Source organism: Cellulophaga geojensis KL-A (assembly GCF_000568425.1).
Classification (GTDB): domain Bacteria; phylum Bacteroidota; class Bacteroidia; order Flavobacteriales; family Flavobacteriaceae; genus Cellulophaga; species Cellulophaga lytica.
Genome location: NZ_ARZX01000013.1, coordinates 1 through 26,196 on the forward strand (window position 1 = coordinate 1; position 26,196 = coordinate 26,196).

Annotated in this window: 18 protein-coding genes, 1 tRNA gene and 1 pseudogene; 7 read left to right on the top strand and 13 right to left on the bottom strand. The window is 32.2% G+C overall.

Translation table 11 applies throughout. The annotated features are described in order from the left end of the window. The 8 genes and pseudogenes from KLA_RS10475 to KLA_RS10510 all read right to left on the bottom strand — a co-directional run. A pseudogene (locus KLA_RS10475) lies at nt 1–146 on the bottom strand (carbonic anhydrase); the annotation flags it as partial. Nucleotides 147–182: 36 nt separating this feature from the next. After that, nucleotides 183–956 (bottom strand): universal stress protein, encoded by a 774-nt coding sequence (locus KLA_RS10480; RefSeq protein ID WP_013620781.1) that lies wholly within the window; start codon nt 954–956, stop codon nt 183–185. Between the two features lie 5 nt (nt 957–961). Further along, nucleotides 962–2,554 (bottom strand): SulP family inorganic anion transporter, encoded by a 1,593-nt coding sequence (locus tag KLA_RS10485; RefSeq protein ID WP_034645816.1) that lies wholly within the window; start codon nt 2,552–2,554, stop codon nt 962–964. Between the two features lie 96 nt (nt 2,555–2,650). Continuing rightward, complete coding sequence (locus KLA_RS10490; protein WP_013620783.1) at nt 2,651–2,935, bottom strand: hypothetical protein; 285 nt, start codon at nt 2,933–2,935, stop codon at nt 2,651–2,653. Between the two features lie 264 nt (nt 2,936–3,199). Then, nucleotides 3,200–3,682, bottom strand: a complete 483-nt coding sequence (locus KLA_RS10495; RefSeq protein ID WP_013620785.1) for a DUF4199 domain-containing protein — start codon at nt 3,680–3,682, stop codon at nt 3,200–3,202. Between the two features lie 6 nt (nt 3,683–3,688). Then, nucleotides 3,689–4,456: an enoyl-CoA hydratase/isomerase family protein gene (locus tag KLA_RS10500; protein ID WP_013620786.1), complete on the bottom strand. Its 768-nt coding sequence runs from the start codon at nt 4,454–4,456 to the stop codon at nt 3,689–3,691. Nucleotides 4,457–4,486: 30 nt separating this feature from the next. Then, nucleotides 4,487–5,821: an MATE family efflux transporter gene (locus KLA_RS10505; protein WP_013620787.1), complete on the bottom strand. Its 1,335-nt coding sequence runs from the start codon at nt 5,819–5,821 to the stop codon at nt 4,487–4,489. A gap of 13 nt (nt 5,822–5,834) precedes the next feature. After that, nucleotides 5,835–6,335: a GNAT family N-acetyltransferase gene (locus KLA_RS10510; RefSeq protein WP_013620788.1), complete on the bottom strand. Its 501-nt coding sequence runs from the start codon at nt 6,333–6,335 to the stop codon at nt 5,835–5,837. 134 nt (nt 6,336–6,469) lie between these two features. Here KLA_RS10510 and KLA_RS10515 point away from each other — a divergent pair, with 134 nt between their 5' ends. Next, nucleotides 6,470–7,273, top strand: coding sequence for a universal stress protein (locus tag KLA_RS10515; protein ID WP_013620789.1), 804 nt, complete (start codon nt 6,470–6,472; stop codon nt 7,271–7,273). An 11-nt stretch (nt 7,274–7,284) separates the two neighbouring features. Continuing rightward, nucleotides 7,285–7,361 (top strand) — tRNA-Ala (locus KLA_RS10520). Between the two features lie 68 nt (nt 7,362–7,429). On the opposite strand, the gene KLA_RS10525 is transcribed toward KLA_RS10520, so the two are convergent. The 4 genes from KLA_RS10525 to KLA_RS17615 all read right to left on the bottom strand — a co-directional run bounded on the left by KLA_RS10525 (nt 7,430) and on the right by KLA_RS17615 (nt 16,450). Beyond that, nucleotides 7,430–10,246 carry a M16 family metallopeptidase gene (locus KLA_RS10525; protein ID WP_034645727.1) on the bottom strand — a complete coding sequence of 939 codons (2,817 nt, stop codon included), beginning with the start codon at nt 10,244–10,246 and terminating at the stop codon, nt 7,430–7,432. 146 nt (nt 10,247–10,392) lie between these two features. Beyond that, a complete protein-coding gene (locus KLA_RS10530) occupies nt 10,393–11,736 on the bottom strand; it encodes a RagB/SusD family nutrient uptake outer membrane protein (protein WP_013620791.1) in 1,344 nt (447 codons plus the stop codon). Nucleotides 11,737–11,750: 14 nt separating this feature from the next. Then, nucleotides 11,751–15,176: a TonB-dependent receptor gene (locus KLA_RS10535; RefSeq protein ID WP_235183535.1), complete on the bottom strand. Its 3,426-nt coding sequence runs from the start codon at nt 15,174–15,176 to the stop codon at nt 11,751–11,753. Nucleotides 15,177–15,331: 155 nt separating this feature from the next. Then, nucleotides 15,332–16,450, bottom strand: a complete 1,119-nt coding sequence (locus KLA_RS17615; protein ID WP_051456090.1) for a FecR family protein — start codon at nt 16,448–16,450, stop codon at nt 15,332–15,334. Nucleotides 16,451–16,576: 126 nt separating this feature from the next. Between KLA_RS17615 and KLA_RS10545 the strand changes: the two genes are divergently transcribed. Continuing rightward, entirely contained in the window at nt 16,577–17,098 is a 522-nt protein-coding gene (locus KLA_RS10545) for an RNA polymerase sigma factor (RefSeq protein ID WP_013620794.1), read from the top strand. Here KLA_RS10545 and KLA_RS10550 read toward each other — a convergent pair. Next, complete coding sequence (locus tag KLA_RS10550; RefSeq protein ID WP_034645732.1) at nt 17,095–17,967, bottom strand: AraC family transcriptional regulator; 873 nt, start codon at nt 17,965–17,967, stop codon at nt 17,095–17,097. The two genes, KLA_RS10545 and KLA_RS10550, sit on opposite strands and share 4 nt — an antisense overlap. Nucleotides 17,968–18,225: 258 nt before the next feature. Here KLA_RS10550 and KLA_RS10555 point away from each other — a divergent pair, with 258 nt between their 5' ends. From KLA_RS10555 to KLA_RS10570, 4 genes are read left to right on the top strand one after another with little or no spacing between them, the layout of a single operon-like run. Then, nucleotides 18,226–21,309 (top strand): SusC/RagA family TonB-linked outer membrane protein, encoded by a 3,084-nt coding sequence (locus KLA_RS10555; RefSeq protein WP_034645733.1) that lies wholly within the window; start codon nt 18,226–18,228, stop codon nt 21,307–21,309. A 12-nt stretch (nt 21,310–21,321) separates the two neighbouring features. Further along, entirely contained in the window at nt 21,322–22,857 is a 1,536-nt protein-coding gene (locus KLA_RS10560; protein ID WP_235183540.1) for a RagB/SusD family nutrient uptake outer membrane protein, read from the top strand. 11 nt (nt 22,858–22,868) lie between these two features. After that, on the top strand, nt 22,869–24,566 hold the full coding sequence (locus KLA_RS10565; protein WP_034645736.1) for a hypothetical protein: 1,698 nt from the start codon (nt 22,869–22,871) through the stop codon (nt 24,564–24,566). Nucleotides 24,567–24,622: 56 nt separating this feature from the next. Next, nucleotides 24,623–26,140 (top strand): hypothetical protein, encoded by a 1,518-nt coding sequence (locus KLA_RS10570; RefSeq protein WP_013620799.1) that lies wholly within the window; start codon nt 24,623–24,625, stop codon nt 26,138–26,140. Nucleotides 26,141–26,196: the final 56 nt, after the last annotated feature.

Here is a 26,196-nt window from a genome sequence, read left to right on the forward strand (position 1 = left end):
TGGCCTTCACTAGTGTCATTAACTTGCTCTAGTAAGTTACGATTTGCTTTTAAGTTGCTTTGAAATCTTTGGTTTCCTTCTTTTAAAAATTGCAATGACTTTTCTGGTGTCATTGTAGCTTGTGTTTCTTTTGTATGTGCTTTCATATATTATATTTTTAGTTATTATTTTTTTAATGTTTACTACGCGTTAGCATATAAGAGTAAAGAAACATTTGTTTTATCTATTACACTATTTATACCTCTAGTAGCCCTATTTACACACAGTAGGTTAATGTTACTTTTTGTTAAGTAATTAGCTATGTTTTGTATGGCATTGTCTCCTTGCTCAAAAACATATGTTACTGCATTTTTAGAGTTTTGCATATCAGTTAAATTGCTTCCTTTTTCTACTACAGAAAAAGAAGTTAATGGCTGCTGACTGTGCTTAATTAAATCTTGCGTAAATTTTAAATTTAGTGGTTCTTCATTTTTATTTAAAACTCCCAATGCTAATGTATCTATGGGTTTAACAGCGCCATCATTAGCAGCTATCATAATTACTCCTTTGTAATTTTTAAGCACAAAGTCTGTAACATGATCACCAATTACATTTATCATCTTAGGTTTTCTTTTTCCTAGAACAATAATATCTGGTTGCTGTTCTTCTATTTGTTTAGCTATTTCGTTTTTAACGTTTCCAAAAGAAAAACTGTATTTAATTTTTATGTTTTGTACTTTAGAAATTGGTTTAATTATAGCACTAATTATACGGTCTGTACTATTGTACTGCTCATTAATAGCACGCATAGCAGACAGTTGGTTGTCTCTAACAACTACATCAGATGCTTTTTTTACATGAAAAAAAGATACATCTCCGTTTATCATTTTTGCAAGGTTAACAGTACTTTTTACAGTAGATACTGTTGTCTTTTTTAAATCTGATAATACAAGAATTTTATATTTCTTTTTTAACATAGTAATTAGCTTAAACTAATTTTAGATTTTGGTCTTAGTTTAAAAAATTCTATAAAACTATCTGGGTTCTCTACTATACCTCTTTTAGAAATTAGCTTAATATCAATATTACGTTCTTTTGCTTTAAAGGCAAAATCTTCTAATATTTCAATAATATCATAGTCTAAGTATCTAGTTTTAGTAACATCAAATTCTAAGTATGTATCTCTTGGCAAACTATCTAATTCTTTTAAAATAGCTCCTTTGTTAAAGAAAGTAACTTCTTCTGCAAGAGACATTTTAATTTTGTGTTTACCATTACTCTTATCCTCTATGTGTAAAAAGTGAGAATTTTGGTAACTTTTAAGTAAAATTACAACTATACCAACAGCTAAACCTAAACCTATACCTACTAGTAAATCTGTAAAAACAATACCAGCTACTGTAACAAAAAATGGGATAGACTGTTTCCAGCCTAGTTTGTACATTTTAGCAAATAATGCTGGTTTAGCCAACTTATAACCTACAATTAATAAAATTGCAGCTAATACAGATAACGGAATTTTATTAAGTAACGTTGGTATAAGTATTACAGAAATTAATAACAAAAATCCATGTAAAATTGCAGACATTTTTGTTTTTGCGTTAGACTGTATGTTTGCAGAACTTCTTACAATAACCTGTGTAATTGGCAAACCACCAATTAAACCAGAAATAATATTACCTGTTCCTTGCGCTAATAACTCTCTATTTGTAGGAGTTACGCTTTTTTCTGGGTCTAGTTTATCTGTAGCTTCTACACACAATAAAGTTTCTAAACTTGCTACTAAAGCTATAGTAAAAGCTGTAACCCAAATTGCAGGATTAGTAATTGCTGAAAAATTAGGAAAACTAAACTGACCAAGAAAAGAGTCAAAACTATCTGGCACAGGCACACTTACTAAATGCGCAGGTGAAATTGCCAAAGCATCATTAGTTTGTGTTACTACGTAAAATATAATACCAACAGCAACAGCTACTAAAGGACCTTGTATTACTTCAAAAAACTTTCCTTTTTTAACAAGAACATTGCTCCAAAGTAATAATATACCTAAACTTATAAGACCTACTACTGTAGGACCAATTGCTATATTATCAAAAATATTAAAGATAGCAGAAAAGGTATTTTCACCAGAAGCTTCTATAAAACTATCTGCTCCTTCTGGTTCTGCATCATACCCAAAAAAGTGTGGAATTTGTTTTAAAATAATAATGATACCAATACCTGTTAGCATCCCTTTAATTACTGAAGAAGGAAAGTAATACCCAATAATACCAGCTTTTAAAAACCCAAAAACCAATTGTATTATACCTCCTAAAACAACGGCTACTAAAAAGTTTTCATAACCTCCTAATGAGCCAATTGCAGTTAGTACAATAGCTGCTAAACCTGCTGCAGGTCCACTAACCCCAACTCTAGAGCCACTTAAGCCTCCTACTATAACACCACCAATTATACCGGCAATTAAACCTGAAAAAAGTGGTGCTCCACTAGCCAATGCAATACCTAAACATAATGGTAATGCAACAAAGAATACGACAATACTCGCTGGTAAGTCGCTTTTTAAATTTTTAAACATAAACATAGTAAATTTTGCCTCTTGAGCATATTTTTATCAAGAGGGTATTAAAATAAATTAATAATAACTACACTACAGTGCGTAGTTAAAGCCTAATTATACTATGTGGTACTCGGGAGGGGGCGAAACAAGGTTAATAAGAGGTCTAGGGTATTTTTTATCTGAATACCCTTGCTTTTCTCTTTTTAAAACGTAAGAAACGTTTGTTTCAGAAAAACTGTCTACGCTTAAATATTTTTTAGCGCAATTATCTTCTTCTTCAGAAATGGAATAAAAAGCAGAAATATCTACAGAATCATTCACCATAGTAATTATGGTTGGCGCAGATAAAAACGCCAAGAATAATACGGTAAAAAATATAGAAATAATCTTTTTATACATTTCTTTTTTAATAATCAGAAGTTTACAAATATAAAACCAAAACGCTTTATATAAAATAGCTAATCCTTAAAAAAATGTTAACAAAAACATTTTTAAGTAATTAACCATATTTATTCTTTATATAGTATACAGGTCTTTAAACCTGTATACTATTTACTTTCTTTTATACTTTTTGCTATTTCTAACTCTGTTAAACACATAAACTCCTACTACAAATAGTGCTAGTAATGGAAATACAATATCACCTCCCATAATTTTATTTTTTTATTTCTTTTTATTTTTAATGATAAAAGACACAATTGCTGCCGTTACCACTCCCATAGATAACGATGTAAATATGCCTTGTCGTATATAATTATTAATGTTAAAATATTCTTCTGCGTTTTCTTGAGTCATTTTTCCTGCTCCTACAATGTACTCTGTAATATTAGAAAAATACTCAGGAGATATGTAAACGTACGTAATGTATTGCGTAGCCGGACTTAATATAGCTATTACTGCACTTAAAACAATACCGCTAATAAAACCTTCCTTCCAAGTAATTACACCTTTATAATCTGTTTGTTTTTTATCTTTTAAAGCAAAAACATATATAGCAATAGCAACTACACCAAACAAGTTGGTATATATTAAATGTTCACTAACTTGGTCTGTATGCCATCCCAATTGTTTTTCTATGTATGCCCATAAAAGTGCAAAACCAGTAAAGATAAAACCCCATTTTATCTCTGTTTTAAACTTATTCATAAAAGCTTATTTTCTATATTTTGATAATGCATTTTTAGTAAAATCTGACAATACTAACTTACCAGAAATTATTGCTCTTTCTTTTAACAATGCATCCCAATTTTCTGTTCCTTGCCACAATATTGTTTTCATTTCTTGCAAGGCTTCTGGATTGTATGATGCCAGTTTTTCTGTAAAAATTTCAATTTCTTTATCCATTTCTTTAATAGAGCCAAATACTTTTGCAAACAAACCTTTGTCTTTTGCCCAATATGCACTTTGCCAATCTGTAGCAGCTAAAGATAGTTCTGCTAAACCACTTTTACCAACTTTGCGTTCTACTGCCGGAGCAATTACAAATGGGCCAATACCAATAGATAGTTCTGATAATTTTATGGATGCCGCCTCAGTAGCAAAAGCATAATCACAAGCTGCAGCTAAACCAACACCGCCACCAACAGTTTTACCTTGTACACGGCCAACAATTAGTTTTTTGCATTTGCGCATGGCGTTAATAACGTTTGCAAAACCACTAAAAAATTGTTGCCCTTCATCTAAGTTTGTAACCTCCATTAACTCATCAAAAGAAGCTCCTGCACAAAAAGCTTTTTCACCTTCAGACTTTAAAACAATAACATTTACCGTTTGGTCTTCTGATAATTTTAAAATTTCTTTGGTTAACCTATCTAGCAATTCTGCAACAAATGAATTACTTGCCGGATGACCAAATTCTACTGTTGCTATTTTATTATCTATATTGGTATATAAACTACCGTTTGCTCTTGTTGTACCCATAAAAACCTTTTTATTGTGTAAAATTCAAAATTACGTTTTTTGCAAGAGCGGACGAAACTTTGTGTTAAATTTAACCACCAATGCACCACCTCTTATTAGCATCCAAACCACAAAAGACAACCAAATTCCTGTAAAGCCCCAACCTAACTCTTTACTTAGGTATAGCATAGGTACAAAACCTAAAAAAGTAGCATCTAAAAGTGTATCTCTTAAATATTTCATTTCACCTAAGCCTTTAAATAATCCATCAAAAACAAAAGCTACAGCATTAATTGGTAAACTTAAAATTATAATATAAAAAACAGCGTAAAAAGTATCTAAAGCAACTTGTTCATTAGAAAAAATTTTACCTATAGGGTAATAAAAAACAAAGCCTAAAACTGCCAAAACCAAACTAACTGTTATTCCATATTGAAGAATTTTTTTAGCCAACAGCCAAAGGCTATTATAATCTTTAGCACCTAATAATTTACCTCCTAAAATATTACCTGCAGCGCCATAACCGTCTATAAAAAAGGCAGAAAACAACCACACATTTATAGCTATTGTATGTGCGCCAATAAACCTATCTCCCAAGTCTGTAGCCTCCCTTACCGCTAAAACCAATGCTATATTTAAAGATAAAGCACGTACAAATAAGTTTAAACTCATAATTACCAAACGTCCCAGCTCTGGGTGTATAGGAAAACGTAGCCTTAAACTAATATCTGTTTTTAAAACCAATAAGAAAAATGCTATTATTGCCATAATTGCTTGTGACAGTAAACTTGCCCAAGCAGCACCATCTAAATACATTGGTTCTAAAACGCCTTGTATGCCATACACAAAAATGTAATCTAAAAATATATTTAATACAGCCCCAATTAGGGCTATTACCATTGGCCAACTTGTATTTTGCAAGCCTCTAAAAATACCCATTACTGCAAACGTAAATAAGGTTAAAGGAAAACCCCAAACCCTAATACCGTAATAAGACACGCAAAACTCTAAAATTTTACCTTTTGCCTTTAAAAACACAAATATTTCTTCTATTACAAAAACTGTAGAAAGCAGTATAATAATGCTAAGTAGTATATTAAAAAAAATAGCTTGTACAGGTAATGTTTTAACCTCGTTTAAACGGCCAGCTCCTAAATACTGAGAAATTATAGCAGAAATAGCACTTCTGGTTTGCCCAAGAATCCAAATAAGCATAGATAAAAAAGAACCAACAATACCTGCTGCTGCCAAAGACTCTAGCCCAAACTTAGGAATATTGCCAACAATAGCTGCATCTGTAATAGATAATAATGGCTCTGATATGCCAGCAATTGTAGCCGGTATAGCTAGCTTGTTTATGTTTTTAAGATTTACAATTTTATTCAAAAAAAAAGTGGTTTTATAAAACTAGTTCAAAACAATGAAAAGGATGTTCACTTTGCTTAGGAAAAAATATATCTCCTAATTGTTTGTAACCTCTGGTTTGGTAAAAATTTACATTTCGTTTGTTTACACTAAAAGTATCTAAACGTACAGATTTAAAGTCATTATTTTTAGCATATTCCTCTGCAAAATTCATCAATTTTTGTGCATAACCTTGGCCTTGGTATTCTGGGTGTACAGATAGCCTGTGTATGTACAAGTTAGCTTCATTACTTGTTAGCCAGGTAATAGGTATGTACTCATCATCCATATGTGTAGACAGTACAATGGTTCCTATTATTTTTTTATCAACTTCTAAAACATATAATTCTTCTTGAGCAATATCATGTAAAAAAGCCTGTTTACTTGGGTAGTGCTCGTTCCATTGGTAAATACCATTTTTAATCATAAAAGCTGCACAAGCTTTTGTAACGGTAATAATTTTATCAATTTCTGATTTTTTTGCTAAACGAATCATACGAGGTATAAATTAAATTGTAAATTTAGAGTATAAAATACAACTGATAAAATGTACTAGTATTTTTAATTGGCCATTAACCAAGCCAATAATGTGCATATCTAGTAACCTAATTAAACTGAAAAAAGAGAAAAATGAAGAACATATTGGTTCCTATAGGAACATCTACAGAAAGCCATGAAACATTACAATATGCCGTAGATTTTGCTAAAAATTTTGACGCCACTATTTATGTAATGGAAATTTTTAATGTAAAATCTGCTGGTGCCGGTAGCTTAGCAAATGCTACAGATAAAATTGAAAAAAATAGCAGAGAACAATTGTTAGATGTTGTTAGTAAGGTTGATAAAAAAGGAACTGAAATAAAAATAGCAACCTACCAAGGTGACATTATTGAAGGATTAAAAAAAATAGACAAACAATTTTTAGGAATAGACCTAATTGTTATGGCTCCAAGAAGTAATGATATTAATGAGAGTAATTACCTTGGCAACACATCAGGAAAAATTATTAAACAAACAGATATTCCTACACTTATTGTACCTAAAGGATATGTGTTTAAACCTGTAACTTCTATACTTACAGCTTTTAAATCTGGTATTTTAAAACGAAAAAGAATACTAAACCCTTTAATTACCATTAAAAAGCAATTTAATTGTACCGTAAATTTACTATTGGTAAAAACTCCTGGCTACACAGATGACGACTTAAAAGTAGATACTGCACTTTTAGATATTAGCTCTAAAATGACACTTTCTGAAAATGCTACTACCTACCTTGGAGTGTTAGAGCACTTTTTAACTAAACAACCAGATATGCTGTGTGTGTTTAGAAGAAAAAGAGGCTTTTTTAAAAAATTATGGGAGAAAAATACCATTGCAAAATCTGAATTTTTTGCTCCTGTACCAGTTTTAGTATTAAGCGTTAAAAAAGACTAAGTTTTTTACCTGGGGGATTAGCTCAGCTGGCTAGAGCGCTTGCCTGGCAGGCAAGAGGTCACCGGTTCGACTCCGGTATTCTCCACCATATTGCTTTACAAACAAAAACCCCTTTACAGTGCGTAAAGGGGTTTTTTGTAAGGGAAAAAGGTGGTTTTATTTTTCTTTTTGAGGCATTAAAATAAGCTCTACTAGGTTAGACTCATTAAAATAAGTATTTGCCATATTTTTAAATTCATTTGATTTTAACTTATTTATCTCTTCATTAAAATTTAAAATATCACTCATATCTAAATTATTTTCAACTGCGCTTTTAATTTTATAAGCCCAGTAGGAGTTATACTTAATATTAGAGGTATTATTAGCTATTTCTGCTTCTTTAATCTTATTTAAATCTAATTCAGAAGCGCCATTTTTCTTTATTTTATTTATTTCTTCATAGACTTTAGCCTTTAATTTATCTACATTTTCTGGAGCACATGTAAACCTGACACTAAGCCTGTACCAACTGTACGGTTTATCAGTAGCAAAACCAGAAACTTGAACACCATAAACTCCCGACATTTTCTCTCTTAATTCTTGCGTAAGCTTAATTTTCAACAACTTTCCTAATAACATTATTCTTTTTTGTTTATCTATTGAAAAGTCTAATGTTCCTGTAAAGTTTATATCAACTTTAGCCTTTTGCTCTAATCCTTTGTAAAAAGTTTTTTTAATAATCCCTTTTGGTCTTCTTAAGCCAAAATCTACCCAATCACTTGATTTATTTATATTAGAAGGTAAGCTACCGAGGTACTGTGTTACAAAATCTTTTAATTTATCAAGATTAAAACTACCAACAAAAACAAAGTTAAATTCATTTGCATTTTTAAATCGATCATTATAAAAATTGTAAACCTTATCCAGTGAAAGACCTTTTTGTAGTTGCTCTTCTGTAAAAGGGGTTCCTCTTAAGTGATTTTGGGACATAATTTGAGCCTTTTTCTTTTCAAAATAGGCATCAGGGTTTACATCTTGGTCTTTATACAAAGCAAGCATTCTATCTTTTTTAGATTTGAAAACGTTATTATCCTTATTAGGACTTGTAAAGTATAAATAAGTTAATTGTAACATAGTTTCTAAATCTGAAGAGGAGCTTTTACCTGAAAACAACTCATCATAAAAATTTATCCGGGGACGAACAGTTACTGTTTTACCTATATTTAATTTATTTAAATTAATTTCTGATATCCCATTTACGCCACTGGAAGCAATAATATCAGCAGAATTTCTTGCTGAAATATAATCTTCTGCAGATGATGTAGAACTACCTCCTGGTCTAAAACCATTCATAGTAATCATATCATTCTGAAGTTTAGTAGGTTTCGCATAAACCGTAACACCGTTAGATAGTTTCCAAATAGTAACATTTAAATCCTTATTGTACTCTGTTTTAACAATTTGCCCTTTTTTTGGTGTTTTATTAAACAGAACCACATCTTCTAACGTGTCTACATAAGGAGCCACACTTTGCTCTTTGCTATTTTTAAAAATTGACAAAACCTCGTCTTCATTAGGTAGAACTAAACCTTCTTTTTCAGGAGCATTTATTACTATCGATATATTATCTTCTGTAATCCATTTATCTGAAATTTTATTTACATCATCAACTGTTATATCTAAAAAAGCATCCTTGTAAAATTTATACAAAAAAGCTTCACTTGGTATAGAAACATTATCTGTAAAATTATCTATGTATTGTTCTAAATAAAACTTAGAAGATATTTTTCCTCTTTCCTTTACAATAGTAGAAATATTACTAAGCAATTTAATTTTATATCTTTTTAACTCTGTTACAGTAAAACCGTGTTTATTGACTCTTTGACTTTCTAATAGTAAGTGTTCTAAGCCTTCTTGTATCTGTTTTTCTTTTAAATTTGCTTTTAAATAATAACTATCTACATCTCCTAAAAACTTACCTATACCGGCTGTTGCTGATAAAAAAGGAGCATTACCGGATAATGGTACTTCAGATAATCTTTGGCGAAGCATACCAGAATACAACTTTTGAATTAAATCTTCTTTTAAATCTGCAAGCGTAACCTCGTTATCCTTTTTTCTTTTATAATAAATCGCCACACTTGCTCCTCTTGCTTCTTTATCTTTTTGTATAGATATTTTTACTCCTTTATTACTTGGGATTTTATAATAAATACGCTCTCTGCCATTTATTGGGGCTTTAAGAGATTTAAATGTAGATTTAATTTTATCCTCTACTTCATCCACATTAAAATCACCAACTATTATAATTGCCATTAAGCTGGGTCTATACCAGTCCCTATAAAAACGCTTAAGTGCATCATAGTCAGAATTCATAATTACATCTAAAGTACCAATTGGCGACCTATTTGCGTACCTAGAGTTATTTGTTAATACAGGTAAAGATTTGTAATACATTCTAGATCCAGCTCCGCTTCTAGACCTTAATTCTTCTGCTACAACACCTCTTTCATTATCTATTTCTTCGTTAGAAAACGTTATACCATCTGCCCAGTCTCTAAGTATTTGTATACTAACATCAAAAGCTTCTTTATTATCTGTGGGTACCGCTAATTTATAAACTGTTTCATCAAAACTTGTATGTGCATTAAGATCCGCTCCAAACTCTATTCCTAAATTTTGCAAATGATCTATCAATTTATTCTTTTCGAAGTTTTTAGTTCCATTAAATGCCATATGCTCTATAAAGTGAGCAAGGCCTAATTGATCTTCATCTTCTAAAATAGAACCTGCATTTAACACCAAGCGTAAATCTGCTTTATTTTCTGGTTTAGTATTATGCTTAATATAGTATTTAAGTCCGTTTTTTAATACCCCAATTCTAACTGATGGATCTGTAGGTATTGGCTCTTTTAAATTAATTTTTTGTTGAGCACTAAGCGCACAAAAACTTAAAAATAAAAAAGTAAAAATTGTGCTTACTGTTTTTTTCATTTTATATAAGGTTAAAAATTTTGGATTTCTACTTGACTTATAACCAAGCCATAGTAGTATAACTACTCTTAAAGTTTAAGGTATATTAAAACAGGGCTACAGAAAAAGTAACCCTATTATTAAACTAAAAACCAACTCAAATTTTATTATTCGTAACCAGGATTTTGGTCTGCTAATGTAATGGCTCCATTACTATTAATTTCTTCCTCAGGAATAGGCAATATAAATTGATTAGAGCTTATTATGGTAGATTTTAATTCCATAACTTTATTAAAACGTATAGCTGCAAACCATTCACTTCCATTCTCAAAGGCTAGCTCACGAGCTATCTCATCAAAGATGTCGTTTTTTAACTCATCTATAGTGGTTGCCTGTGAATCGCCAATTCCAGCTCTATTCCTTATGATATTTAATGGCTTACTACTTTCTTCTAAACTTGCACCACTAAAAGCTAAACCTTCTGCTTTTAATAAGTACATTTCTGCCAAACGCATAAAGTATGTAGGTCTATAGGTCTCTACATTATTTGTCTTTAAAACCGTAGATCCAGAATAAGTAAATTGTTGCCTTGGATCTCCTTCCATTAAATCTGTAAACCAACTGCTTCCAACTCTTCCAAAATAAAAACGTTTACGGTTATTATCCTCACTATCTGAGTTTTCATCTCTATAGGTCATTAATATCATTTCAGAAGAATTCAATCCTTTTGCAAAAGCTTCTTCAAAAGTAGGTTCTAAGGTTACAAAACCCTCATTAATAACCTCATTTGCTGTTGCTGCTGCTTCTTCATATTTACCCTGAAATAAGAGAACTTTAGCTTTTAATGCTTTTGCTGCTGTTTTTGAACCTCTGTAAGATACCGAATACTCTGGTGCTTTTTCTAAGGCAATTTCAATATCCGATAAAATCTGATCATATGTTTCTGCTACAGTACTTCTGGCTTTATTTCTTGTTACAAAATTTGAAGGTTCTGTACGTAAAATTACACCTAAGTTGCTACTAGAATCAAAAAACTGACCAAAATATCTCAAGGCATCAAATGTTGCCATTGCTCTTAAAAAGTGAGCCTCACCTATAATTTCTTCTTTAGCAGCTCTTGTAATTTGGCTGTCTGTGAGTTGAGAAGTTAGTTTAATTGAATTATTAGCAGCATCTATAACTTTATAATAAATCAGCCAAAAATCTCTAACGTAAAAATTATCAAACAAAACATCATTAACAGAAAACTGACCATTTATTGAGCCTCCTCCAGTTTGACTCATAGAACCTACCATTGCACTTGGTATTAACTCTGAATACATATAATACAGAGCATTAGTACGAGATGTAATAGTAGTATATGCACCATTTAATAATGCTTTAGCATCTGTTTCATTCTTTACCACATTTTCTGAGACCAAATTATTTGGGGGATCATTGTCTAACACTTCTGTTAATTCACAAGATGTTATTAAAGATATAATTGATATATATATTATTATTTTTTTCATAGCTGTATTTTTTTTTAAAATCCAATTTTAATACCTGTAGTAAATACTTTAGATATAGGAAAACGATTGTTGTCTCTACCTGCACTAATGTCATTATTATACAAGTTTGAAGCCTCTGGATCTGCTCCAGGGTAATCTGTAACTGTAAACAAATTCTGCCCTGTTACATAAACTGATACGCGGTCTATTCCTTTTAATTGGTTTATTAGTTGTTTAGAGAAATTATAACTTAGATTAACTGTTTTTAATCTTAAATAAGATGCATCATAAACATAATGGGTAGAGACTCTATCATTATTGTTTGGATCAAAATATACTGCCCTAGGAATATCTGTATCTGTATTTTCTGGAGACCAAGCGTTTAGCACAGTGTTAATTTTATTTTCTCCAATAAATGTGCTGGCGAAGTTTGTTCCTCTTGCTAAACCAAATGCATCTAAATCATTTCCAATAGAGTAGGTAAAAAATGTAGACAAAGAAAAACCTTTATATGTAAAAGTATTATTTATACCCCCAAAGAAATCTGGTTGTGTATCTCCAATTACACGTTGATCTAGATTTGTTATTCTACCATCTGGAACACCATCAGGCCCATTTATGTCTAAAAACTTTATATCTCCTGGAGCCGTTAATGAATTTTGATAGACGCCTGTTTCTGACCCTTCATTTAGATTATCAATTTCTGATTGTTCTTGAAAAAGACCATCTGCTACATAGCCATAAATAAGTCCAATTGGACTCCCTTCTCTAAGTCTACCTCCTCCTGGAAAGCCTGTTAAAAATCCATCATCATCTTTAAAATCATCAGATATCTTAGTTAAAGTATTATCGTTTTTACTGATGTTAAATGACACATTCCAAGCAAAATCTTTTTTTCTAATTATACTTGCTTTTAACTCTAATTCATAGCCTTCATTTTTAGTGTTACCAATATTTGCAATTACTCTATTTACTCCTGTATTACCGGGTGTAATAGCTGTAAACAAGGCATCTTTAGTTTCTTTTGTATAGTAACCTAATGTACCTGATAAACGAGAATTGAATAAAGAAAAATCTAATCCTAAATCAAATTGATCTGTTGTTTCCCATTTCAATTTATCATTACCTAACTGTGTTAATATTATTGATGGGTCTGGTCCATAATCTTCAGTTTCATACAATGTTCTCCAAGCATAATCTCCAAAATCTTGCTGACCAGTTTTACCTAAACTGGCTCTAATTTTTAATTCATCGATAAACTTATTATTTCTCAAGAAAGGTTCTCCTGATATTCTCCATGCTAATGCTGCTGCTGGGAAAAATGCATATTGGTTATCTTTTGCAAACTTAGATGAACCATCTACCCTGGCAGACAACGTTAATAAATACTTATTATCATAATCATAATTTACTCTTCCAAAATAAGATTCTAAGCCAGAACCAGATTCAAAAGATGAAGCGTCTGTAAATACCGTTGCGCTATTAATATTAGTTAGTACATCATTAAAAAAGCCTTCCCCCCAACCTTTAGTATTAGAGGACTTATTTTTCTCAAAAGATACTCCTACAACGGAGTTTATATTATGTTTACCAAAAAAACCTTCATAGGTTAATGTATTTTGCCAAAGTGTATTAGTAAACCTACTCCTACTCTCTTGAGCATAACCGTCTCCATCTCCAGTTAATCTTCCCCAACCACCAGTAAATGTGTACGCAGGATAGAAACTTTTTTGGTTTCCGTTATTGTAGTTTAAAGAAAAAAGAGATTTTAATTTTAATCCTTTCGCCAACTTTATTTGTGTATAAATTGAACCTAACACGAGTAGTGTTACATTACTGTTAGTACCGTTAGACCGTGCTACCGGATTCTCTGAATTAAACTGACTAGAAAAGGAGTAGTTACCACCCTCATCAAAAACAGTTAAATCTGGTCTAAAATTGTATATTAATTGAGTTAGACCTCCATCTACAGATTCTTGATCTGTTGAGGACACATTTAACTTAGTGCCAAATGACCAACGATCATTTATTTTTGTATCTAAATTTGTGTTAAAGGTGTACTTATCAAATCCAGTATTATCATAAACACCTTCTTGAGTATTTACACCTAAGGATGCACTATACCTAGTAGTTTTGGATCCTCCATACACATTTAAGTTATATGCAGTTGCTAAAGGTATTCCTGGACCAACTTCTTTTTCCCAATCTGTATCTGCATCCCCAAAGTATGAGCCATCTAAAACACTACGAGCAAAAGCATCATTTCTAGAACCATTTGTAACTGCCTGTGTCCAAACATCCTTAAATTGAGCAGCGTTTAAAACATCTAATGTTTGTGCATTTTGACTACTAAAAGACACACTAGCATCAAATTTTGTTTTACCAGAGTATACACCTTGTTTTGTATTTATAATGATTACTCCATTTGCAGCTCTAGAGCCATAAATTGCAGCTGCAGATGCATCTTTCAAAATACTAATAGATTCTATATCTGATGTATTTATATTTCCTATAGGTGTACTTAACCCCTCTTGTGCTAACTCATTACCCAAATTACCTCCTTCTGTGCCTCCTATTGGTATATTGCTATTTGGCACAACAGGGATACCATCTATTACAAATAAAGGCTGATTAGAACCCAATAACGAAGTAGTACCTCTAATTCTAATTCTTGCAGCTGCTCCTGGTTGCCCTGTAGAACTAGACACATAAACACCAGCAACTTGCCCTTGTAAAGCATTGTCTATATTTACAGTAGGTGCTTGGTTTGCTATATCTTTTACATCTATAGTAGATACGGAGCCTGTTAAATTTTCCTTTTTTACTTTTCCATAGCCCACAAGAACCACTTCTTCCATTTTTTCAATAGACTCCTTTAATGTTACATTTATTATGGATTTGTTATTTATTAATATCTCAGAATTCTGAAAACCAATGTAAGAGAAAACCAGTACATCATTACCATTGTTTGCTACAATAGTATACTTACCATCTTTATTTGCAGAAACACCTCTACCGGTTCCCTTAACTACTACCGTAGCTCCTAACAAGGGGATGCCATTTTCATCAACAATCTTACCTTTTACTTCAAACTGCTGTGATACAATTTCTAACTTTTCTTTTTCTAAATTTGACTTTCTAGAATTGTGTTTTAAGATTATTTGATTTTTCTTTATTTTAAAAGTAGTTCCCGTTCCTTTAAATAAATCCTCTAAGGTTGACTCTATTCTTTTATCTTTTACGTTTATAGAAACCTTACTGTTTAAGTTAACATCTGTGTTCTTGAAAAAGAAACTTAAATCTGTTTTTGACTCTATATCCTGTAACACCTCAAAAAGGTTAACATTATATAATTCTAGTGTCACTTTAGTCTTTTGCGAGTAGCCTTCACTAGCAAGCATTTGAAACATTACAGTAATAAAAAGTAAAAAGGAGAGTTTCATCTTTAAATCTAACTTCATAAACACCCAAATTTTGAGTGCTCTTTCATTGTTTTTTTTCATATTTTTACGTGATTTTAGGTTGGTGATTCAGCTTATTTAATCAACATTTTTAAAAATTCGGGGAATGTTGGCGCATTTCCCGTTTTTCTTTCATTTTCTATTTCATTTCTATTTTATTTTAGAGTTACTACTTTATTTTCTATTTTAAATTCAAAATTTGTATTCTCTGTAAATAATTCTAATATACTCTCTAAAGTTTCCCCTTTTTTAAAAGAAGCCGTATACCTAATATTATTTAGCGCATCATTAGTATTATTAATCTTAACATTATAGTGTCTTTCTAATTCTAGAATAATATTTTTAAACTCATCATTTATAAAAAGTAAGCTACCGTCTATCCAAGCTATATGCTTATTAACATTTACTTTTTCTGCTATAAACTTATTATTAACGAGTTTAACTCGTTCTCCTGGCACTATTGTTAGAGAATCATTATCTACTACATTATTACTTATAACCCTAACACTACCTTCTTGCAATACAACAGAATTATTATTTTCATTAGCATAAGTAGAAACATTAAACTTTGTCCCTAATACAGTCACATTAACTTTTTCTGTTTCAACAAAAAATGGTTTTTTTTTATTTTTAGCTACATCAAAATAAGCCTCCCCTTGTAAATATACTTTTCGGTTATTTGGCTTATTAAAAGCTACTGGATATCTTAAAGAACTACCGGCATTTAAAAATACTATTGTACCGTCTGACAATTGTATTTGAAAACGCTCACCATAGGGAACCACTAGCTTATTATAAACAAGCTTTTTGTTTTCATCTTCTTTCTGGTCGTATACCAATTTGGTATACTCTTGTTTTACTTGCGTATTACTTTCATTAATCTTAAAAAAAACTTTCTTACCTACATTTATAGGCTTTATGGTTCCATCAGGGAGTTCTAATGTTATTTGGTTTTCTAATTTATTATCTATGTTTAAAAATCCTGACATGTATATTCCATATACAAAACCAACTAATAAGATAATAACCGCTGCATATTTAAAAACAACTGGCCAAATACGTTTTGCTGGCTTATTGTTATTTATCTGTTGTTGAATTTTAACAAATGACGCAGCTGTATCTGGTTCAAGAAAAGAGTAGTTTAAATTATAGTCGTCTTTAATGTACTCTTCCATTAAAGTCTTATTTTCTGGGACAACTAACCAATCTTTAAGTGTAATTAGTTCTTCTTCAGAAATTGTGTTATCTATAAATTTTTGTACTAGTTCTATCAAAACGCTTTAAATATTAGCTTTATATTGGCAATACGGGAAAAACTTAATAATCCCCTAACAAAAATTTATTTTTTTTTTCATCTTTAGTTTATATTCACTGAAAATATACTATTTCTACAATAATTTATGAATGATATATCGCTAGCAAATGCAATCTACAATGGTGATAGTAATGCTTTTAAAATATTTTTTAAGCGTTACCACAAACCCTTGTTAGCATATATTACAACTTTCACCAATGATAGTAAGGATGCGGAAGATATCGTGCAACAGGCTTTTATAACATTATGGGAAGAAAGAAAAAAACTTAAAAAAAACGTATCTTCTAAAAGTTATTTATACAAAATAGCCTATAATAATTATATAAGCCAATATAGAAAAAAGAAAAAACACAACACTTTTATAAATGAGTTTAAGGTATTAGCCTTACAAGAATGTTTAACCGAAAAGGATGATGACTTTAGAACAAAAAAACTTATGTCTCTTGTAAATTCATTACCCCCTAGATGTCAGGAGATTTTAAAGCTCAGCAAACAAGAGAATTTAAAATATAAAGAAATTGCAGAGCACTTACAAATTTCTCTAAAAACGGTAGATGCTCAATTACAAATTGCTTATAAAAAAATAAGAGAGGGATTTAAAAACTAATGCTTAGTTATTAACTTCTGTTGGTCTCTAAAATAGCTTGGTGTATACCCCATTTTACGCTTAAAGGTTCTATTAAAGTTAGATATGTTGTTAAACCCACTATCAAAACAAATTTCGTTTATAGAGCGTTCTGTCTCTATAAGTAACCTTGCTGCGTGCCCCAAGCGCAAATCACTAACATAGTCAGAGAATGATGAATTTGTACTTTTTTTAAAAAAATGGCTAAATGCAGACTCAGACATATTTACCAAACTTGCCACATCTTTTAAAGGTATTTTTTGATGCAGATTTTCTTTAATATAATTGTTCACTTTTTCTATTCTTCTGCTTTTATGTATTGTATAATGGTCTACATAAGAGTGAGATGCCAACATTTTTGTATTGCGTGCAATAGACAAATCATACAAAATAGATAAAAAATTAAGCAAGGAATCAAAATCCTGAGATTCTGATAAACGTAATATTTTTGGTTTTAAAACTGCTATTGTTTCTTTAGAAAATAAAATACCTCTTTTAGATTTTTCTATTAAATCTCTTATAGGCAACATTAACTTTCTGTTTAATGCTAATTCTGATAAAAACTTTTCATGAAACTGTACGGTTACCACATGAGCATTTGTGTTTTGGTCTTCACCCGTCCATGCATGTGGTGTGTTAGAGCCAACCAAAACCAAATCATTAGCTACATACTCTTGTATAGAGTCTCCAATAATTCTTTTGCCTGACGAGTTTAGCACTAAATTAAGTTCTAATTCTGGATGAAAATGCACAGGAAAATCAAACTTAGCAGAATGATGATTAAGGACAATGAAAAAATCATCTTCAGAAATAGGCACTAATTCTCTTAAAATACGCGCTTCTTTATTCATAATAGTATCAAATCAAATTTATAAAAAACAAGGTGTCAATTATATAAAAATGTAAATAAACGACTACATTTTTATCAAATTAAATAAAAATAACTTAAAAAATAACTGTTAAACACAAAAAATATGAATTAAAATATCAATAATACAATCCAAAATTCATATAAGTATCACTATTTAACATCATTTACAAAATTAATGTTAATGATATGTTATTCTTTTGTAAACAACTTAATTACTAACTAAAAAATTCATGAACTAATGAAATATGAGTTTCAAAAAAGTATGATTTTTATTGTTTTCTTAATTATAGGCTTTACTGGAGCTGCACAAATTAAGGTAACCGGAACAGTAAAATCTAACGACGGTGTTCCTCTACTTGGTGTTACCATTATGGAGCAGGGTTCTAGCACAAACGGAACCACTACAGATTTTGACGGAAACTTTGCTATTGAAGTTGATAGTCCTAAAGATGTACTTGTAATATCTTACATTGGCTTTATTACTAAAACGATTTCGATACCAGAAAACAACATTGTAAACGTACAGTTAGTTGAAGATTTAGAACAATTATCTGAGGTGGTAGTTGTTGGTTATGGCTCTGTAAAAAAGAGCGACCTTACCGGGTCTGTTACTTCTGTAGAAATGGACAACATACCATCTAAACCTGCCAACTCTATAGACGGTTTATTACAAGGGCAAGTTGCCGGTGTGCAAGTAACTACACCATCAGACAACCCTGGTGCTGGCGCAGTTATAAGAATTAGAGGTGGTAGCTCTTTACGTGGTGGTAATGACCCGCTTGTGGTTGTAGACGGTTTCCCTATTGGATATGCCGGAGATTTAAAACAAATATCGCCACAAGATATTGCCTCTATGGAAGTACTTAAAGATGCTTCTGCTGCTGCAATTTATGGCTCTAGAGGTGCAAATGGTGTAATTATGATTACAACTAAAAAAGGTGCCAAACATACCACAGAGGTTACCGTGTCTCAGCAAAATACATATGCTAGTTTTACGTCTGATTTAAACCTGTGGAGAGATCCTGTTTTAATGGCAGAATTAAGTAACGAAAGCAGAATTAATGGTGGTTTTACCCCTATTTACATTGGTGCTAAAGATGCAAATGGCGTTTACTACCCTTCTGTTAATGAACTTAAAAATGGCAATTGGGCTTACAATACACGTTGGGATGATATTGTTTTTCGTGACCCCGTATCTAACAACACAAATGTTGCTGTACGTAGCCAAACAGACCGTACACAGTTTAGCCTAAGTACAACATATTATACCAATGAGGGTGTTTATATTAATGATGATTATGAAAAACTAAACATTAACTTAAATGTAATTCATAAAATTTATGATGATAAGGTTACCATTGGTGGTAACATTATTTACTCTAAAGGAAACCAAAATAACAATGGTGATTTAGCCTACTGGCGTAACCCTATTTTTCCTATTTATGAAGATGGCAATCCTATTAACGATTACTTTTTAGCAGGTTCTCAAGACTACTCTCACCCTATTGCATTAACAGAAAACAGAACCAATAAAAACAAATTTTTAGACTTTATTGGCTCTGCTTTTATTGAGGTAGATTTTACTAAAAATTTAAAACTTAAAACCCAAGTAAACCATAAATTTGGGCGTTCTATTACAGATTACTACAACCCAAAAATTTATACAGAAGACGGCACCTTTAATAATGGTTCTGGTGGTATTAACAATTGGGAAAGTAGTGAAACCGTTGCAGAAACTTTTTTAACCTACAACAATACATTTAATAACATACACAACTTTACTGCAATGGGTGGTTTCTCTTACCAAGGGTATGAGGCCAGAACATCTGACCTAAAAGCGTATGATTTTTTAAATGAATCTTTAGGCAATGGTAACCTTGCTGCTGGTAACCCAGAAAAGCAATCTGTTGCCAATAGCCTTTCTGAAACCGTTATGTACTCTGGTCTTGGGCGTTTAAATTATTCTTATGACGACAAGTATTTGGTAACTTTTACGATGCGTACAGACGGCTCATCTAAATTTGGAGAAAACAACCAATGGGCTATGTTCCCCTCTGGAGCCTTAGGTTGGAAAATGCATAAAGAAGATTTTATACGTAATTTAAATGTTTTTGATGAACTTAAACTACGTGCTAGTTATGGTATATCTGGTAACCAAGGTATTTCTCCTTACTTAATTAATAGTAGGTACGGACAAGACCAATACTATGTTAATGGCCGTTGGCAAACAACAATTGGCCCTGGTTATGTAGTTGGGCAAGATAGTCAAAGTGGTAAAAAAACGTGGGGAGGTATTCCTAATCCAGATTTAAAATGGGAAACTACAGAGCAATTTAACATTGGTGCAGATTTTGCCTTTTTTAATAACAGATTAAAAGTTACTGCAGATTACTACAAAAAACATACGTCAGACTTATTACGCGAGCGTTTGCTTTCCCCTTCTTCTTCTTATGATAAAATGTGGGTTAATGATGGCGAAATAGAAAACCAAGGTGTAGAGGTTACATTAGATGGTACTATGGTTAACAAAGAAGACTGGGGCTTAAACGGTATGTTTATTTTCTCTAGAAACAAAAACAAAGTTGTTAGTCTTGGTAATGCTGTTTCTTCTGGTTTAAATACTGATGCTTTAACTGGTATTAAATATGAGTTTTCAGGCAGCCAAGTAGAAGCTTTCCGTGCTATACCAAACATACTAGCTGTTGGGCAACCAATAAATGTATTTTATGGTTATAAAGTAGATGGCATTATACAGTCTGAGGCCGAAGGCTTAGCAGCAGGTTTACAAGGCAACTTAGCGCAACCAGGAGAGTTTAAATATGTAGACTTAAATGAAGATGGTGTTATAGATGAAAATGACCGTACTATAATTGGTAATCCTAATCCAGATTTTACAGCTAGTTTAAACCTTAATGGCCGTTACAAAAACTTTGATTTTTCTTTATTCTTTAACGGTAGTTTTGGTCAAGATATTTTTAACACAAAAGCATTTAGTGAGCCAGGAAACATACCATTACGCTGGACGCAAGACAACACTACAAACAACTACCCAAGCTTAAGAGACGGACGCACACTTTATATGTCTGACTGGTTTATAGAAAAAGGAAGCTTTGTACGCTTACAAAACGTTTCTATTGGCTATAACATAAAAAACTTAAACACTGCTTGGTTTAAAAAAGGTAGAATTTTTATGAACGGAACCAACCTATTCACCATAACAGATTTTAATGGTTATGACCCAGAATTAGGTGGAGACGGTATTTATTGGGGTGGTTACCCTAAGTTAAGAAACTGGACTTTAGGTGTAGAGTTAACCTTTTAAATTCAGTTAAAAATGAAAACATTTACAATAATAAACGAATTGAAAATGAAGCAATTTAAAAAATTAATAGTGGCACTTACTCTTGTAGTAGGTGGTACTTCTTGCGAAGGTTTAGACGTAGAGCCTACTGGTTTTTATTCTGATGAAAACTTTTACAAGACTATTGAAGATGCAGAGGCGTCTATTTTATATGCTTATGATGCACTAACATTAGTGAGTTACGCTCCTGTTACGTATTACTTTACAGAATTAGCGTCAGACAACTGCATTGTTAAAGCAGATGAAGGTGCAGATGCACAGGCATTTGTAAATTGGGAGGTAACAGCTCAAAACCAATTACTAACACAGTATTACAGATCTATATATATTGCTGTAAACCGTGCCAATGCGGTTATAGAAAATATAGAAGGCAAAGGCTTTAACCCAGAAGATGAAAAACGCATTTTAGGAGAAGCTTTGTTTTTAAGAGCTTACAACCACTTTAACGCTGTAAAAGCCTTTGGTTTGGCCCCTTTACAAAAATCTCTAATAGATAAGTTAGATGAAACCACAGCTACACTGCCTGCAGATATGCAAGAAGTTTACACCTTTTTAATAGACGATTTAACTAGAGCAATAGACAATTTAGAGGTAAACAGAGTTACTGGTCGTGCAGATAAAGTTGCTGCACAAGCACTGCTTTCTAAAGTGTACTTATTTGCTGCTTCTGCTAAAGAAAGTGGTGTTCCTAAGTACAATACTATTACAGAAAGTGTAGACAATTTATATGCTAAAGCCGCAGAGTATGCAGGTATGGTTCTAAACAACCAAGGAGAATATAGTCACGATACTGATCTACAAAATATTTATAATGTTGACTCTCCTAACGGACCTGAACATATTTTTATATTATCGTTAGATAGGTCTGGCACAGAAGAAGGAGATTACTCTAAATTATCTAAATACTTTATTCCTTATATAGATGGTGCAACAGTTTATCTAAAAAATACAAATGGCACTTTTTCTCCAACACATGACGGGTGGAGCGTTTTTCAGACTACAGATAAATTATTTACTTCTTATGAAGCTGAAGACAAACGTAAAACAGATTTGTTTGTTTCTGAAATATACAACCAAGATGGTGTTGCTGTAGGTTCTGTTGCAGATGGTACTGTAATTTATCCGTTTACAAGAAAATACGTAGATCCTTTATTTGAAGGCGATAAAACAAGTACAAGACCATACTTAATTCGTTACTCAGACATACAATTGGTTTATGCAGAAGCTACTGCTAATGCAGATGGTTTAGCACAATACAATCAAATTAGAAGCAGAGCAAACGCTACAGAGCTAGCTAGTATTGGTGGTTTATCTAAGGCAGACTTTAGAAAACTAGTTGTAGAAGAACGCCAAAGAGAACTTGCTTACGAAGGAGACCGCCTATGGGATCTTAGACGTACAAACACAGTACAAAGCAATGTAACCAATGCCGCTGGTTTATCTCCAGAAGCAGTTGCTTTTTATCCTATTCCACAACGTGAAATAGACTTAAACCCTAACATCAACTAAACTAAAGCGCAATGAAAAAATTAAATAACATATATTTTATAGTGCTGGCACTATTTTTTGTGGCCTGTACAGAAAATCCTCTAGAAGATGTAGAGGGCACAGATTGGCAAAAAGAACGCAACGTGGTTTCTATTTTAGTTGAAGGTCAAATAGGTACAGCTATTATAGAACGTAATTTTGATGATGCTAAAATTAAAATTTATGCAAAAACAGAAAATATAGCAGATTTATCTAAGGTAGAAATTAAAAATATTGAGCTTTCATATGGTGCAACTTCTGAAAATGAAAAGGGCACAACATTAGATTTAAGTTCTGGTACAGCTACAATTACTGTAACAGCTGGGGCTGGCGAAACCCTAAATTGGGAAGTTACATTACTACCATTTAAGTCTGACCTAGAAGGCACTTGGTACATTGGTGATGTACGTATGTATTGTGATATGTTTACCTGGGAGAGCTGGGGCTGGGAAAAGAATGAAAGTATGTTTAGTTACTTAGCAGAATTAAACCCAGAGTTAGACAACGAAATTATTTTTACTGTAGAAGGCGCAGATGCTAAAGGAAACCCTTTTGGTAATTATGAGCATAACGCAGGTAATGATGGTGCTTTTGGTAGTTATACTGATGCTAGCAAAGGATGGAACTTTAATACACGATTTCGTAAAATACCAACAGGTAAAGGTACTTGGCTGCGCGATTTTGAACGAAACAAAGTAATTATTACCGATGCAAACAAAGTAGAACATGAGCTAGATTTAGAGTTACTAACCGCAACTAACGAAGTAAATTTAAAAACTGAAGTTCCTTACTTAGCCGAAAACTTTAACTGGACAGATACTGACTGGAGTTATGAAGAATTAGCTCATATGTCTAAACTAACCTGGTATACATTAACCAAAGAACGTGTATTACAAACAGGTAATAGCATTACTGGCTTAACTGTTAAAGACCAAGTAGGAGGCACACAAATAGATGCAGATGCTAAAGAAATTACAGTTACTGTTGCAGATAACGGAGCAGACATTTCTGCTATAGAACTTACAGGACTAAACATTTCTTATGCAGCTACAGCAGACACAAGTGTTGGTAATACTTTAAATTTTTCTACAGACAATAGCACTACAATAAATGTTACTTCACAAACTGGTGAAAGCACTTTATGGACAGTTAAACTAAAAATAGATGTTGATTTAAGTAACGTGTCTATTGCAGGAACTTGGAACATTTCCGAAATAGGCGTTTACTGTGATATGTTTACCTGGGAAAGCTGGGGCTGGGAAAAAACTGAACTTTTAAATAATTACCTACCTAGTGCAGGTAAAGAACTAGATAATACAATTTCATTTGTTGTAGAAGGTAAAAACGGAGACAACCCTTACGGCACATTTGAAAACAATGCTGGTGCAGATGGCGAGCACGGAGATTTTGTTTCTGATGACACTACTTGGCCAGAAACAGAATTTAATGCAAGATTTAGAAAAGTGCCTACAGGTACAGGAACTTGGGAACTTGTAGGAGACACAGTAACTATTACAGATAGTGCAGGCACTGTATTTGTTTTAACACTAGAAATTAATTCTGAAACTGAAATTGCTATAACCTCAGAAGTAGAGTATTTATCTGAATTATACAATTGGACAGACACAAACTACAATTACGAAGAGACAGCACATATGTCTAAAAAAATGTGGTACAACTTAAGCAAATAAAGATCATCACCTTAACTATAAATTAAGGTGCTACAACAATACTAAAGAAATAGAATATGACACTAAAAAATATTTTCACTGCTGTATTACCAATGCTACTTGTTGCCGCAAGTTGTAATGATGATGAGCCTGCATTTACTTCTATAGAAAAAAACAGAGAGGTACTAATTACAGAAGAACTTGTTTCTACCAATTTTGTTGGTAATGGTGCACAATGGGGTGGTTATGATATGGTGCCAACCTGGTTAGGAACAGAAACACTTAGTGATGCAGATTGGAACACCCTATTTAAGCGTATAGATTTTATGAGGCCTCCGTTTTTAAGAATTGTAACCAATTCTGGTTGGTCTTATGATAATGATGGTGTGTATGATGAGACTACAAAAACGTTATCGCTTTTTAAAATGTTAGACTATGCCAAAGAACGCAATATAGAAATTACGTATGGTGAATGGGGCCACAGCTCTACAGGTGACATTAGCACTATAGATATGGATTGGATTGAAAAATCTGTGAAATTCTTAAATCATTTGGTAAACGAAAAAGGCTATACCAACATTAAAACAATAAATATTATTAATGAGCCTAATGGCGATTGGTCTAGTACTAAAGGAGATTACAACATTTGGAAAAATGTACAGCTAGCTTATTTAGAAGAAATGAAAAACTACAGCTTGGCAGACATTAAAGTAATGGGGCCAGATATAGCCGTTTTTAACACCGCTAGCCAAACAGAATGGTTAACAAAAACTGAGGCAGATTTAGGAGACAATGTAGGTTTGTATGACATTCACGTGTACCCACAACAACAACTAATTCGTAATGGTGAGTTTGCACAAATGCTTAGCGCATATAAAAAAATAACTCCGGCAGACAAGCGTATTGTTTTAGGAGAAATAGGATTTAAATACACAGAGGTAGATGCGCAGCTAAAATTAGAAAACGAAGAAGCTATTGCTAACGACCCATATGCTGGTGAAGATTCTAATATGATGATTTACAAAGCTTTTTACGGCATAGATATGGCAGATGCCTTAATACAAGCAATGAGAGAAGGCTTCTCTGGCTCTTTAGTTTGGAATATGGATGACGCCATGTACAATAGTCCAGACAACGGAGATTACCAGTCTGATAAATTAAAACGTTGGGGTTTTTGGAACATTTTAGGCGAAGAACACACTGGCAATGTTAGTGATGAAGACATTAGACCATACTTTTATCCTGTTTCATTATTAACTCGCTTTTTTCCTGCTGGTAGTGATATTTATAACGTAGAACTACCTAATAAAAAAGGATTACGTGCCGTAGTAGGTACATACAATGGTAAACAAACAATTGCTATTGTAAACTCTCATTACAGTACGTATGAGCTTAATTTAAAATCGGACTTTTTAGGCAACATTACTGCAAATAAATACAGCTACAAGTCTAACGCAGATGGCTCTTTTGTTGGTAAAGTAGATGAAAATGGCTTTGCTACTCCAATAGAAAATAACAAAGAATTAAACTTTACAAATGGTGTAAATATGACCCTAGAAGGGGAGTCTTTTATACTATTTACAAATATGGAGTAATCTATAAAGTAGAATTAAAAAATCAATCAATATAATTTACAAATAAGGAAATAAAA